The 12,465-nt window shown below is 66.7% G+C and carries 13 protein-coding genes; 6 read left to right on the top strand and 7 right to left on the bottom strand.

Going from position 1 to position 12,465, the window contains the following annotated elements; translation table 11 throughout:
- Positions 1-2: 2 nt before the first annotated feature.
- Both metW and metX read right to left on the bottom strand, forming a co-directional pair.
- The gene (gene metW, locus DSM104440_RS18435) at positions 3-599 is read right to left on the bottom strand and encodes a methionine biosynthesis protein MetW (protein ID WP_171165277.1); all 597 of its coding nucleotides are present in this window, start codon (positions 597-599) and stop codon (positions 3-5) included.
- Positions 596-1,816 (bottom strand): homoserine O-succinyltransferase MetX, encoded by a 1,221-nt coding sequence (metX, locus tag DSM104440_RS18430; RefSeq protein ID WP_171165276.1) that lies wholly within the window; start codon positions 1,814-1,816, stop codon positions 596-598. The genes metW and metX overlap by 4 nt, the downstream gene beginning before the upstream one ends.
- 208 nt (positions 1,817-2,024) lie before the next feature.
- Between metX and DSM104440_RS18425 the strand changes: the two genes are divergently transcribed.
- The gene (locus DSM104440_RS18425) at positions 2,025-3,290 is read left to right on the top strand and encodes a DUF3300 domain-containing protein (RefSeq protein WP_212758137.1); all 1,266 of its coding nucleotides are present in this window, start codon (positions 2,025-2,027) and stop codon (positions 3,288-3,290) included.
- 29 nt (positions 3,291-3,319) lie between these two features.
- Positions 3,320-4,222, top strand: coding sequence for a DUF2950 domain-containing protein (locus DSM104440_RS18420; RefSeq protein WP_171165275.1), 903 nt, complete (start codon positions 3,320-3,322; stop codon positions 4,220-4,222).
- Positions 4,223-4,237: 15 nt separating this feature from the next.
- Here DSM104440_RS18420 and ptsP read toward each other — a convergent pair whose 3' ends face one another.
- The 5 genes from ptsP to phoB are packed head-to-tail and all read right to left on the bottom strand — an operon-like array spanning position 4,238 to position 8,681.
- The gene (gene ptsP / locus DSM104440_RS18415; RefSeq protein WP_171165274.1) at positions 4,238-5,986 is read right to left on the bottom strand and encodes a phosphoenolpyruvate--protein phosphotransferase; all 1,749 of its coding nucleotides are present in this window, start codon (positions 5,984-5,986) and stop codon (positions 4,238-4,240) included.
- Positions 5,986-6,255, bottom strand: coding sequence for an HPr family phosphocarrier protein (locus DSM104440_RS18410; protein WP_171165273.1), 270 nt, complete (start codon positions 6,253-6,255; stop codon positions 5,986-5,988). The genes ptsP and DSM104440_RS18410 overlap by 1 nt, the downstream gene beginning before the upstream one ends.
- Positions 6,252-6,650 (bottom strand): PTS sugar transporter subunit IIA, encoded by a 399-nt coding sequence (locus tag DSM104440_RS18405; protein ID WP_171165271.1) that lies wholly within the window; start codon positions 6,648-6,650, stop codon positions 6,252-6,254. The genes DSM104440_RS18410 and DSM104440_RS18405 overlap by 4 nt, the downstream gene beginning before the upstream one ends.
- Positions 6,651-6,663: 13 nt before the next feature.
- The gene (phoR, locus tag DSM104440_RS18400) at positions 6,664-7,998 is read right to left on the bottom strand and encodes a phosphate regulon sensor histidine kinase PhoR (protein ID WP_171165269.1); all 1,335 of its coding nucleotides are present in this window, start codon (positions 7,996-7,998) and stop codon (positions 6,664-6,666) included.
- Complete coding sequence (phoB, locus tag DSM104440_RS18395; RefSeq protein ID WP_171165267.1) at positions 7,995-8,681, bottom strand: phosphate regulon transcriptional regulator PhoB; 687 nt, start codon at positions 8,679-8,681, stop codon at positions 7,995-7,997. The genes phoR and phoB overlap by 4 nt, the downstream gene beginning before the upstream one ends.
- Before the next feature lie 92 nt (positions 8,682-8,773).
- Between phoB and DSM104440_RS18390 the strand changes: the two genes are divergently transcribed.
- The 4 genes from DSM104440_RS18390 to DSM104440_RS18375 are packed head-to-tail and all read left to right on the top strand — an operon-like array spanning position 8,774 to position 12,465.
- The gene (locus tag DSM104440_RS18390; protein ID WP_171165265.1) at positions 8,774-9,175 is read left to right on the top strand and encodes a gamma-butyrobetaine hydroxylase family protein; all 402 of its coding nucleotides are present in this window, start codon (positions 8,774-8,776) and stop codon (positions 9,173-9,175) included.
- Entirely contained in the window at positions 9,172-9,903 is a 732-nt protein-coding gene (ubiE, locus tag DSM104440_RS18385; RefSeq protein WP_171165263.1) for a bifunctional demethylmenaquinone methyltransferase/2-methoxy-6-polyprenyl-1,4-benzoquinol methylase UbiE, read from the top strand. The genes DSM104440_RS18390 and ubiE overlap by 4 nt, the downstream gene beginning before the upstream one ends.
- A complete protein-coding gene (locus DSM104440_RS18380) occupies positions 9,900-10,487 on the top strand; it encodes a ubiquinone biosynthesis accessory factor UbiJ (protein ID WP_171165261.1) in 588 nt (195 codons plus the stop codon). The genes ubiE and DSM104440_RS18380 overlap by 4 nt, the downstream gene beginning before the upstream one ends.
- Entirely contained in the window at positions 10,426-12,465 is a 2,040-nt protein-coding gene (locus DSM104440_RS18375) for an autotransporter assembly complex protein TamA (protein ID WP_212758136.1), read from the top strand. Before DSM104440_RS18380 ends, DSM104440_RS18375 begins: the two co-directional genes overlap by 62 nt.

Below are 12,465 nucleotides of genomic sequence, written 5' to 3'. Positions count from 1 at the left end.
ACTCAGGGGCTGCGGCGGAACCGGAAGACCGCGAGGTCGCCCAGCAGGTTCGGCAGAACCGTCACCGGACGCCCGCCCGTGATCACCTGTTCGTCGAGGATCTGCGCGCCGACCTTCACGCACAGGTCCTCGAAATCCTTCACCGTGCACAGGTGGATGTTGGGCGTGTTGTACCACTGGTAGGGCAGCGTCTTCGAAACGGGCATCTGCCCCCTCATGATGTCGAGGCGGTGGCGCCAGTAGCCGAAGTTGGGGAACGTGACGATCCCCTGGCGGCCCACGCGCAGCATCTCCTTCAGGATCTTCTCGGTGTTCTTCATCGCCTGCAGCGTCTGCGAGAGGATCACGAAGTCGAACGCGCCATCCTCGAACACGTTGAGGCCCGACTCGAGGTCCATCTGGATCACGTCGACGCCGTTGGCCACGCTCGCGAGCACGCCCGCATCGTCGATCTCCACGCCATAGCCGCTGACATTGCGCGTCGCGGTGAGGCCCGCGAGCAAGACGCCATCGCCGCAGCCGAGGTCGAGCACGCGCGAGCCCTCGGGAATCCACGAGGCGATGAGCTCGAAGTCGTAGCGTTGCTGGGAGGGGCTCATTGCGCGGTCCCCTTGTAGCCCTTCATTTCCTCGAGCTCGGTGTCGCCGATCACGAGCGGCCCGGCGCGGCTGCCCGCGTTGATCTCCGCAGCGATGTTGTCCGTGTATGACGCGACGAGCCGGTGGTAATGCGCGTCGTTCAGCAGGAACGCGTCATGACCCGAAGGCGCGTCGATCTCCGCGTAGGTGACGCGCTTGCTGCCCGCGACCAGCGCGCGCACGAGTTCGCGCGAGCGCGACGGCGGGAAGCGCCAGTCGCTCTTGAAGGAGGCGAGGAAGAACCCGGCCTTCGCGGGCGAGAGCGCCTTCGCGAGATCACCGCCGGTTTCGCGCGCCGGGTCGAAGTAGTCGAGCGCCTTCGTCATGATCAGGTAGGTGTTCGCGTCGAAGATCTGCGCGAACTTGTCGCCCTGGTATCGGAGGTACGACTCGATCTCGAACTCGACGTCGTAGTTGAAGCCGTAACCCTCGCGCTTCAGGACCCGGCCGAATTTCTCGCTCAGCACGTCGTCGGAAAGATAGGTGATGTGCCCGAGCATGCGGGCGAGCTTGAGGCCGCGCGCGGGAATCGTTCCCTGCGCGTAGAAATTCCCGCCATGGAAATCCGGATCCGAAACGATCGCCTGGCGCGCGACATCGTTGAAGGCGATGTTCTGCGTGGAGAGCTTGGGTGCCGCCGCGATCACGAACGCGTGGCGAATGCGATCCGGATAGGAAAGCGTCCACTGCAGCGCCTGCATGCCGCCGAGCGACCCGCCGATCGCGCCGGCGAGCGTCTGGATGCCCAGGCGATCCATGAGCCGCGCCTGCGAAGCGACCCAATCCTCGACAGTGACCAGCGGAAAACCCGCGCCGTACGGCTGGCCCGTCGCGCGGTCGATCGATGCAGGACCGGTCGAGCCGTGGCATCCGCCGAGATTGTTCACGCCGATCACGAAGAAGCGGTCCGTGTCGATCGCCTTGCCCGGGCCGATCATGTTGTCCCACCAGCCGATCTTGGTGGGGTCGTTGGCGTAATAGCCGGCAACGTGATGCCCGCCCGAAAGCGCGTGGCAGACGAGGATCGCGTTCGAACGATCGGCGTTGAGCGTGCCGTACGTTTCGTAGACGAGCTCGTACGAAGCGAGGGTCTTGCCCGCCTTGAGGATCAACGGCTCGAGGAATCCCGCGCGCTCCGCGGTGACGGCCCCGACCGATCGTTGTGGTGAATCGGCCATGAAAAAACCCGGCAGCCAAACGGTCGTGCCGGGTTTCGGTCCCGTCACTCGTTTAGCCGCATTTATTAAGCGCCCGCAAGCAGAGTGCAAATCGGCGCGTCAGCAAGGATTCTATGCCCCCGCGGGGCGTCGGGCAAGTTGGAGCCCGCGTACAATCCGGGTACTCTGCTTTCCCTCGCGCCATCGGTAGCCTTCGAAGGAGACTCAAATGCGTGCCACTCGTACTCGGAATCCCCTGGCCGTTGCCCTGATGCTGGCGTTCATGCCCGCATTGGCGCAGCAGCCTGCGCCCACCACGCCGCCGGCAACGACGGCCGCCGCGGCGCCCGCGGCCACCAAGCCCTTCTCGCAGCAGGACCTGGACACGATCCTCGCGCCCATCGCGTTGTATCCGGATCCGCTCCTCGCGCAGATCTTCATGGCTTCCACGTATCCGCTCCAGGTCGTCGAGGCGGCGCGTTGGCAGAAGGCCAACCCGACGCTGAAGGACAAGGCGCTCGAGGACGCGCTGGTCAAGCAGACCTGGGATCCGGCGGTGAAGTCGCTGACCACCGTGCCGCAGGTGCTCACGCAGATGAACGAAAAGATCGACTGGACGCAGAAGCTGGGCGACGCGTTCCTCGCCGACCAGAAGGCCGTGATGCAGACGGTCCAGTCGCTGCGCAAGAAGGCCTCCGACGCCGGGAACCTCAAGTCGACCGACCAGCAGAAGGTGACGACCGCGAACGAAGGTGGCGCCACCATCATCAAGGTCGAGCCCACGAAGCCTGAAGTCGTCTACGTTCCGACCTACAACCCGGCCACGATCTACGGGACCTGGTGGTATCCGGCCTACCCGCCGTACTACATGTATCCGCCGGGCTACGTCTATGCGCCGGGCCTTGCCTTCGCCACCGGTGTGGTCGTCGGCGCGGCGATCTGGGGCAACTGCAACTGGGGCGGCAACGACATCAACATCAACACGAACAACTACAACAACTTCAACAAGACGAACATCAGCAACACCAACAACAAGTTCCAGCACAACGCCGAGAATCGCAAGGGTGTTCCGTACAAGGACCAGGGGACCGCGCAGAAGTACAACCGCGGCGGCGACCAGAAGGCGGCGCAATCGCGCGAGCAGTTCCGCGGGCGTGCCGAGCAGGGCCGTTCGGAGATGGGCAGCATGGACCGCAGCCAGTTGGGCGGCGGCGCGGGCGATCGATCCGGCTCCGGCAACTTCGGCGGCGGTGATCGTGGAGGCGCGGCCGCGAGCGCGAACACGCGCGACATGGGCTCGCGCGGCTCAGCATCGGGCGGCGGCAGCGGATCGCGCGACTTCGGCGGTGGTGGCGGCAGCGCCAGCAGCCGTGGAAGCCATAGCGGCTTCAGCAACTCGGGCGGCGGCGCATCCACGCGCGCGGCGAGCTCGCGCGGCAGCGCCAGCCGTGGCGGTGGCGGCGGAGGCGGTCGGGGCGGCGGCGGACGTCGTTGATCCCACCCTCATCCATTCGGAGACTGAACATGAAGAAGACTCAACTGATTCTCGCCGCGGGCCTCGTGCTTTGCGCCGCACTTCCCGCAGCCGCCCAACGCTCGTTTGCTTCCCCCGAGGAAGGCTCCAAGGCGCTTGCCGATGCGGTGCGTACCGGCGAAGGCAAGAACGTGATCGCCATCTTCGGCGAGAAGTCGAAGCCCTGGATCTTCACGGGCGACGCCGTGTCGGACCGCGCGGATTGGACGGCTTTCCTCGCCGCCTACGACAAGAAGAACAAGCTCGTGAAGGAAGGCGACGCGAAGGCGACCATCAACGTGGGTGATGACGACTGGCCCTTCCCCGCCCCGCTGGTGAAGGCCAAGGACGGCAAGTGGGCGTTCGATGCGGAGACCGGCCGCGAGGAAGTCATCAACCGCCGCGTGGGCCGCAACGAGCTCGACACCATCCAGACGCTGCTCGCGGTCGTCGATGCGCAGCGCGAATACGCCACCAGCGATGCCGACGGCAACGGCTCGACCGACTACGCGAAGAAGTTCATCTCGACGAAGGGCAAGAAGGACGGCCTGTATTTCGAGACGGCGGCCGGCGCGCCGCAAAGCCCGCTCGGACCGCTCGTGGGCGTGGCCGCCAAGGAAGGCTACCCGGGAACCAACCCCGGCGGCCCGTACCACGGCTACCAGTACCGCATGCTCATGTCGCAGGGCAAGGATGCGGCGGGCGGCGCGTACTCGTACCTCGTGAAGGACCGGATGATGGGCGGTTTCGCCGTCGTCGCGTTCCCCGAGAAGTATGGCGTCTCGGGCGTGAAGACCTTCGTCGTGAATCACGACGGCGTCGTCTACGAGAAGGACCTGGGTGCCGGCACCGCGGCGGCCGCCGCGGCCATCAAGGCCTACAACCCGGACAAGACCTGGCAGAAAGTGCAGTAAGCGGAGTACCGAAACCTAGGCGTTGAGCTTCTCGAGCAACGCCTGGGTCTTGTCGGGCTCGTCGGTCTTCAGGATCCGCGCCACGATCGGCGCGATGTCGGGCAGGCTCGTATTGAGCACCCGCTGCTTCACGCTCAGCACGTGGGCCGGGTGCATCGAGAAGTGACGCAGCCCGAAGCCCAGCAACAGCCGCGTCAAATCCACATCCCCCGCCATCTCCCCGCACACCGCCACCGGCTTCTCGTGCTGGTGCGCCGTGCGGATCACGCTCGAGAGCAGGCTCAGGATTGCCGGATGCAGCGGATCGTAGAGGTGCGCGACCGCGTCGTCCGTGCGGTCGATCGCGAGCGTGTACTGGATCAAATCGTTCGTGCCCACCGAGATGAAGTCGAGCTTGCGGATGAACATCGGCAGCGCGATCGCTGCGGCCGGCACCTCGATCATGCCGCCCACGGGGATGTACTCGTCGAACTTGACCTTCTCGTCGCGCAGCTGCTCCTTCGCCGCCGCCACCGCGAGCAGCGACTGCGTGACCTCCGCTGACGACGAGAGCATCGGGACGAGGATCATCACCTTGCCGTAGCGCGAGGCGCGCAGGATCGCGCGCAGTTGCGTGTTGAACACCTGCGGCTCGGCGAGGCAGTAGCGGATCGCGCGCAGGCCCAGCGCCGGATTCACGGCGACGCGGTGTTCCTCGCTGTCGAGTTGCTTGTCGGCGCCGATGTCGAGCGTACGGAGCGTGACCGGCATGCCCTTCATGCCCTCGACGACCTCGCGATAGGCCTCGAACTGCTCGTCCTCGCCGGGCAGGTCGCGGCGGTTCATGAACAGGAACTCGCTGCGGAAGAGGCCCACGCCCGTGGCGCCACTCGAGCGCACGGCTTCGATGTCCGACGGAAGCTCGATGTTGGCGTGCAGCTGGATCACGGTGCCGTCGAGCGTGGCCGCCGGCGCGCTGCGCAGGCGTTTGAGTTTCTCGCGCTCGAGGCGCGCCTGGTTCTGCTTGAGCTTGTACTCGGTGAGGACGTGCTTGTCCGGGTTGACGATCACCACGCCCTGGGTGCCGTCGACCACGATGAGCTCGTCCTCGCGGATCATCGAGCGCGAGTGGTGCAGTGCCACGATCGCGGGAATGCCCAGCGAGCGCGCCATGATCGCGGTGTGCGAGGTCGCGCCGCCCAGATCCGTGATGAATGCCGCGAAGTGGTGCTGCTTGAAGAGGATCACGTCGGCGGGCGTGAGCTCGCGGGCGACCAGGATCGCGGTGTCCTCGCGCGTGGGCTTCACCGCCATGCGTCGCTTGGTGCCGGCGAGTGCCTCGAGGATGCGCTCGGCGACCTGGCGCACGTCTTCCTTGCGCTCGCGCAGATACGGATCGTCGATCTCGTCGAACTGCGCCGTGAGCTCGTCCAGCTGCATGCGCAGCGCCCACTCGGCGTTGCAGTGGCGTTCGCGGATCAGCTCGCGCGGCGCCTCCGAAAACGACGAATCGTCGAGCAGCATCATGTGCACGTTCACGAACGGGGCGAGCTCGGCGGCCGGGCCGTGGCGCACGGAATCGGCCAGTTCCTTCAGCTCGTCGCGCACCTCCTTCACCGCGCGGTCGTAGCGTTTCTGTTCGCGCACGACGTCGGCGGCCGTGATCTCGTAGTGATCGACCTCGGTCGCCATGCCGAGGAAGAGGTGGGCATGGCCGATGGCGATGCCACCCGAGACGCCGATGCCGTGGATCGTGAAGCTCGCCGAGGTGGCGCGCGCGTCCATCAGGAGCCTTCCCCGAACTTGTCGGCGAAGAGCTTCTCGAGGGCGTCCATCGCGGCCTGTTCGTCCTCGCCGTCGGTCTCGACCTCGAGCGTCGAGCCGATGCCCGCGGCGAGCATCATCACGCCCATGATGCTTTTCGCGTTCACGCGCCGGCCGTTGCGCGTGAGCCAGACGCCGCACTTGAAGGCCGAAGCGGTCTGGGTGAGCTTGGCGGAGGCGCGTGCGTGAAGCCCCAGCTTGTTCACGACGGGTACGTTTTTCTTGATCATGCGTTGACCGGCAGCGGCATCCGCGTCACGCCTTCCACGCCGCCCGACAGCGCCTTCTCGATCACGGTCGCCAGCGGCGAGTCGCGGTAGGTGAGCGCGCGAATCAGCATCGGCAGGTTCACGCCGGCGATGCCCTCGACTCGCCCAGGCACGAGGATGCGCGAAGCGATGTTCGAAGGGGTCGCGCCGTAGATGTCGGTGAGGACGAGCACGCCCTGGCCCTGGTCGAGGAAGCGGATCAGGTCCACCGCGACCGGGAGGATCGCCTCCGGGTCGTCGTGGATCGTCACGCCGAGCTGGCGCAGGTAGAGGGGACGCTTGCCCAGGACGTGGCTTGCGCAGTGGATGAGGGACTCGCCGAAAGCCCCGTGCGAGACGAGAAGGATGCCGACCATGCCGCGATTCTACTCAAGCGGCGCGAATCGGCGTGATCTCGGCTTTCGTGGCGGAGGCGGGGGTGATGCGCGCGGCGGGGAAAACGCAGCTGAAAGTGCTGCCCTTGTTCGGTTCGCTGTCGATCTCGAGATGGGCCTGGTGGCGCTGCAGGACGTGCTTCACGATCGCCAGGCCCAGGCCCGTCCCCCCCGTGGAGCGCGAGCGGCTGCGGTCGACGCGATAGAACCGCTCCGTGAGGCGCGGCACGTGTTCGGGGGCGATGCCCTCGCCGTTGTCCTTCACGGCAAACACGGGTTTGCCGTCCTCGAGCTTCCAGGTCACGTGGATCTCGCCGCCGGGCGGCGTGTAGCGGATCGCGTTCGAAAGCAGGTTCGAGAAGGCACTGCGCAGCTCGTCGCGGCTGCCGTGGATCCAGGTGCGCGCCATGTCCGAATGCAGGCGATGCTGCCCGCGATTCAGGGCCTCGGCGTCCATCAGGACCGAACGCACGAGTGCCGCAACGTCGATCGGCTCTTCACGCAGCGGGTAGCCCGAATCCTCGAGGCGCGAGAGCATCAGCAGGTCCTCGACCAGGCGCTGCATGCGTTCGGCTTGCTCGGTCATCAGCTCCATCGAGCGGCGGTAGAGCCGGTCGTCGCTTTCGCGCGCGTCGGTGAGCGTCTCGAGGAAGCCCTTCATCACGGTGAGCGGGGTGCGCAGCTCGTGCGAGACGTTGGCGATGAAGTCGCGGCGCATGGATTCGAGCCGTTCCCAGCGCGTGATGTCGCGCGAGAGCAGCAGCTTTTGCTGGTGGCCGTAGGGGACGAGCTGGACCGAGAAGATGCGCTCGCCCTCGCCGATATCCTTCAACTGCATCGGGTCGCCGAAGTGTTCGCCCTGGATGTAGTCGAGCAGCGCCGGCTGGCGCAGCAGGTTCGTGATCGGCTGCAGGCGATCGCGCTCGAGCGAGAAGTTGAAGTGTTTCTCGGCGGCGGGATTGAGCCACTCGATGTGGTTCTCGGCGTCGAGGACGATCACGCCGTCGGGCATGGCCTCGGCCGCGTCGCGGAAGCGCGAGAGCGCGGCGGTGAGGCTCGCCTGGCTCGCGCGCTCGAGCTTCAGGTGGCGATAGAGGCGCGCGAAGATTTCGCCCCAGCTGCCGGCGATATCGGGAACGTCATCGGGATTGGGGTTCGCGATCCAGCGCGCGAGTCGCTCCTGGTTGCGGTAGTGCAGCGCCGCGATGCCCACCAGCGTGAAGAACAGGAAGAGCGCGGCCGCCGGGCCGCCGAAGATCAAGCCGACGAGCAGTCCCCCCGAGCCGGCGAGTGCGGCCAGGAGGATCAGTCGGCCCAGCCAGTCGTTCATGCCTTGGAGAAGCGATATCCCGAGCCGCGGATGGTCTGGACGAAGGTCTGCTGCCCGCTCTTCGTGAGCGCGGCGCGCAGCCTCCGGATGTGCACGTCCACCGTGCGCTCCTCGATGAACACGTGATCGCCCCACACATGGTCGAGCAGCTGCGTGCGGGTGTACACGCGCTCCGGATGCGTGAGGAAGAAGTGCAGCAGGCGGAATTCCGTCGGACCCATCGTCAGGTCCTTGCCGCGGCCGGTCACGCGATGCGAAGCCGGATCGAGCTTGAGGCCGTGGTACTCGATCACGTCATCGGTGATCTCGGGCGCGCGGCGGCGAAGCACGGCCTTGATGCGCGCCTGGAGCTCGCGCAGGGAGAAGGGCTTCGTGATGTAGTCGTCCGCGCCGGTTTCGAGGCCGCGCAGCTTGTCGGCTTCCTCGCCGCGGGCGGTGAGCATGATGATCGGCAGGGCCTTCGTGCGCGCGTCGCCGCGCAGGCGGCGCGCGAGCTCGAGGCCGCTTTGCCCGGGAAGCATCCAGTCGAGCAGGATGAGGTCGGGCAACTCCGTCTGGATGAGTTCCAACGCCTGCTCGGCTGAGTCGGCGCGCACGGCGCGCTGACCCGACTGCTCGAGGTTGATCGCGATCAGCTCCTGGATCGCGCGTTCGTCTTCGACGACGAGAATGCTGGCAGGCATGGTGGGGCTCAGGTAAGAAATTCCAATCGAACCCGCATGTTAGGCGTTGCGCGTGACAGCCAGATTACAGGGAAAAACGGGATAATGAGCCCATGGCCACCCCCCGTCCCACCGAGATCACGCTGCACCAGCAATCGCGCCGCCTCGATATCGCCTTCGATGACGGCCAGCGCTTCGAATTGCCCTGCGAATACCTGCGTGTCTTCAGCCCCTCGGCGGAGGTTCGCGGCCATGGCCCGGGGCAGGAAGTCCTGCAAACCGGGCAGCGCAACGTCGAGATCTCCGCGATCGAGCCCGTGGGTGTCTACGCGGTGAAGCTCGTCTTCAGCGACGGCCACGACACGGGCCTGTATTCCTGGGATTACCTCTACGACCTGGGGGCGCGCCAGGTCTCGAATTGGAAAAGTTACCTCGCGCGCCTCGACCAGGCCGGGGCCTCTCGCGACGTCGCTTCGCCCTCACCGCCCAAGGGCAAGGGCGGCTGCTCCGCATGAGCAAGACCCACTTCGGCTACCAGGAAGTCGACGAAGCCGAGAAGGCGAAGAAGGTCGGCGACGTCTTCAAGTCGGTCGCGGGCAACTACGACCTCATGAACGACCTGATGTCGATGGGCCTGCACCGCCTGTGGAAGCGCTTCACGATCTCGATGAGCGGTGTCCGCGAAGGCTCGCGCGTGCTCGACGTCGCGTCCGGCAGCGGGGACCTCGCGCTCGCCTTCGCCAAGCGCGCCGGTCCCACGGGCCAGGTGTGGATGACCGACATCAACGGCGCCATGCTTTCGGTGGGGCGCGACAAACTCATCGACGCGGGGATCTTCCCGCCACTGGCCCTCTGCGACGCCGAAGCGCTGCCGTTTCCCACGGATTCCTTCGATTGCGCAAGCGTGGCCTTCGGCCTCCGGAACATGACGCACAAGGACCGCGCGCTCGCGGAGATGGCGCGCGTGGTGAAGCCCGGCGGGCGCGTGCTGGTGCTCGAGTTCTCGCGGCCCGCCAAGCCCCTGCAGGGCGCCTACGACGCCTATTCGTTCTCGATCCTCCCGAAGATCGGCAAATACGTCGCGAAGGATGAGGCGGCCTATCGCTATCTCGCCGAATCGATCCGCATGCATCCCGACCAGGAAACGCTGAAGGCGATGATGGAAATCGCGGGCCTGTCCCGCGTGGAGTACTTCAACCTCACCGGCGGCGTGGTCGCCCTGCATCGGGGCTTCAAGACATGATGGAACCGCGTCCCGTCACCGCGATGCTCAATCATTTGCTTCGCTCGACGCCGGTGGCGATGGAGCGGTTGCGTCCGTTCGCGGGCCGCACGGCGGAGTTTCGCGTCGGCCCCTTCACCTTCGCATGGACGGTGCAGACCACGGGCGAAGTGACCGCCGCGGGCAAGGAAGTCACCCGCGACCTCGAGGTGCAGCTCTCGCCCTTCGTGCTTCCGCGCCTGGCGCGCGGCGATGAAAGCGCGATGCGCGACGTCAGCATCAAGGGCGACGCGCAATTCGCCCAGGAAGTGTCCTTCCTCGCGAAGCACCTCAAGTGGGATGCGGAAGAGGATCTCTCGCGCGTCGTGGGCGATGCCGCGGCCCATCGGGCGGTCAATACCGCCGGCACCGCGGCCCGCTGGGCAGGCGACGCCGTGCTGCGCACCGCGCAGGGCGCGGCCGAGTACTGGACCGAGGAGCGCCCGCTCATCGCCTCGCGCGTGAAGGTCGAGGATTTCAAGCGCGGCGTCACGGAGCTTCGCGATGCGATCGATCGGCTCGATGCGCGCATCCGCCGGCTCGGGGATTCGCATCGCGCCGGTTGAACTGCCGGGAGGCCTTCCGGTCCAGTATTCAACCGTGTCCTCACTCGAGCGCCTCTTTGTAGGACGACTGGCTTGCGGGGCATGGCTCTTCGCGGCCGGCTTTGCCATGGCGCAAGCGCCGCAGCCCGATCCTCCGCGCGAGCCCGCTCCTGCCGCGACGACCGCGCCGCGGCCCGCGGAAGATCCCGACGACGACGAACCCACGCCCGACGAAACGGCGGAGGCGAGGGCGCGCGATCGCGAAGCGCGCCGCCAGAGGCTCGAAGCGATGAGTGCGGCGGCGCGCAACATCGTGTGGGAGGCGCCCGAGGAGCTGAAGGCGATCTTCGCGAAGCACATCACGCTGCCCGAGGTCGAAACGACGGAGGCGCGCGCGCGATCGATCCGCCCGTTCCTGCGCGAAGTGAACCGGCGCGTGCCCGAGATCGCCGCGGCCGAGGGCTACTTCTTCGCGAAGGTCGAGACGCGCGTCGAAGGCGAGGGCGAAGCGCGCAAGCTCGTCGTGAGCGTGACGCCGGGCCCGCGCACGATCGTCGATCGCGTGATCGTGGAATTCGAAGGCGACGTTTCCGGCGAAGGCGACGGCCGCGAGGCGCAGCGCGCCGACGTGACGCAGTCGTGGACGCTCCCCGCGGGCCGCTTCTTCCGCCAGGCCGACTGGGACGACGCGAAGGGCCGCATCCTCGAGAAACTCTCCGAGCGCCACTACGCCGCGGCGAAGATGGCCGACAGCGTGGCGATCGTCGACGCCGAATCGTCGAAGGTCCTGCTCAAGGTCATCCTCGAGAGCGGCCCGCGCTTCACGATCGGGCCGATGGTCGTCACGGGCCTCAAGCGCTATCCGGAAAGCCTCGTGCGGCGCTACTACACGCAGCAGCCCGGCGACGCCTACCGCCAGGACAAGGTGAGCGATTTCCAGCGCATCCTGCAGAACACGCCGTTCTTCGCGAGCGTCGTGATCGACATCGAGCGCGATCCGGCGAACCCGAGCAACGTCCCGATGCAGGTGACGATCGTCGAGCGCGCGCCCGTCGACATCGGGCTCTCCCTCGGTTACGGCACGGATACCGGCGTGCGCGGCGAAGTCTCGTACCGGCACCGCAATGCCTTCGGCTCGGCGCTCGACATGCAGAGCGCGCTCGGCCTCGACCGCACGCGCCAGATCGGCTACGTGGATTTCTTCCTGCCGCCGCTCACGCTCGGCGGCCCGCTCGGAGATCGCATCGATACGAAGGACAGTTTCGGCGTGCTCTTCGAGCACAAATCCAACCAGGGCCTGGAGACGAACCGGGTCGCGCTTGCCGCATACCGCCAGTTCAAGCTGCGCCCGCAGGACGACTACCGCGTCGGCCTGGTCTACCAGTTCGAACGCAAGCAGCCCGACAACGCCGATGAATCGATCGCGCGCGCGTTGGCGCCGGTGGGCGAAGCGACGTGGCGCTTCGTCGATGCAGTGCTCGATCCGACCAAGGGCGGCGTGCTCAAGGTGCGCATCGCCGCGGGCGGCAAGGCGTTCCTTTCGACGCAGGATTTCGTCCAGACCTATGCGATCTACCAGCACTGGTTTCCCCTCACCGCGAATGACCAGCTGCTCCTGCGCGGGGAAATCGGCCGCACCTTTGCCGTGAGCCGCGAAGGCATTCCCGAGGATTTCCTCTTCCGCGCGGGCGGCTCGCGCTCCAATCGCGGCTACGCCTTCGAAAGCCTCGGCGCGCGCGACGGCGATGCGGTGGTCGGCGGCCGCTACCTGCTCACCGGTTCGGTCGAGTACGTGCACTGGTTCAGCAAGCAGTGGGGTGGCGCCGTCTTCACCGACATCGGCGACGCGGGTGAAGAGCCGACGGGGCTCAACGCGAACGCGAGCTATGGCCTGGGGGCGCGCTGGCGCACGCCGGCCGGTCCGCTCGCCTTCGACCTCGCGTATGCCGAGAACACGCGCAAGTGGCGCGTCTCGTTTTCCGTCTCGGTGGCGTTCTGA

It is taken from the genome of Usitatibacter palustris (assembly GCF_013003985.1).
GTDB classification, from domain to species: Bacteria; Pseudomonadota; Gammaproteobacteria; order Burkholderiales; family Usitatibacteraceae; genus Usitatibacter; species Usitatibacter palustris.
The sequence above is the reverse complement of the archived record's forward strand: the minus strand, read 5'-3'. Positions and strand labels throughout refer to the sequence as shown.

What these genes read in the sequence shown, in the direction of transcription:
- metW (WP_171165277.1), bottom strand. Translation starts at nt 599, where the DNA reads ATGAGCCCCTCCCAGCAACGCTACGACTTCGAGCTCATCGCCTCGTGG.
- metX (WP_171165276.1), bottom strand. Translation starts at nt 1,816, where the DNA reads ATGGCCGATTCACCACAACGATCGGTCGGGGCCGTCACCGCGGAGCGC.
- DSM104440_RS18425 (WP_212758137.1), top strand. Translation starts at nt 2,025, where the DNA reads ATGCGTGCCACTCGTACTCGGAATCCCCTGGCCGTTGCCCTGATGCTG.
- DSM104440_RS18420 (WP_171165275.1), top strand. Translation starts at nt 3,320, where the DNA reads ATGAAGAAGACTCAACTGATTCTCGCCGCGGGCCTCGTGCTTTGCGCC.
- ptsP (WP_171165274.1), bottom strand. Translation starts at nt 5,986, where the DNA reads ATGGACGCGCGCGCCACCTCGGCGAGCTTCACGATCCACGGCATCGGC.
- DSM104440_RS18410 (WP_171165273.1), bottom strand. Translation starts at nt 6,255, where the DNA reads ATGATCAAGAAAAACGTACCCGTCGTGAACAAGCTGGGGCTTCACGCA.
- DSM104440_RS18405 (WP_171165271.1), bottom strand. Translation starts at nt 6,650, where the DNA reads ATGGTCGGCATCCTTCTCGTCTCGCACGGGGCTTTCGGCGAGTCCCTC.
- phoR (WP_171165269.1), bottom strand. Translation starts at nt 7,998, where the DNA reads ATGAACGACTGGCTGGGCCGACTGATCCTCCTGGCCGCACTCGCCGGC.
- phoB (WP_171165267.1), bottom strand. Translation starts at nt 8,681, where the DNA reads ATGCCTGCCAGCATTCTCGTCGTCGAAGACGAACGCGCGATCCAGGAG.
- DSM104440_RS18390 (WP_171165265.1), top strand. Translation starts at nt 8,774, where the DNA reads ATGGCCACCCCCCGTCCCACCGAGATCACGCTGCACCAGCAATCGCGC.
- ubiE (WP_171165263.1), top strand. Translation starts at nt 9,172, where the DNA reads ATGAGCAAGACCCACTTCGGCTACCAGGAAGTCGACGAAGCCGAGAAG.
- DSM104440_RS18380 (WP_171165261.1), top strand. Translation starts at nt 9,900, where the DNA reads ATGATGGAACCGCGTCCCGTCACCGCGATGCTCAATCATTTGCTTCGC.
- DSM104440_RS18375 (WP_212758136.1), top strand. Translation starts at nt 10,426, where the DNA reads ATGCGATCGATCGGCTCGATGCGCGCATCCGCCGGCTCGGGGATTCGC.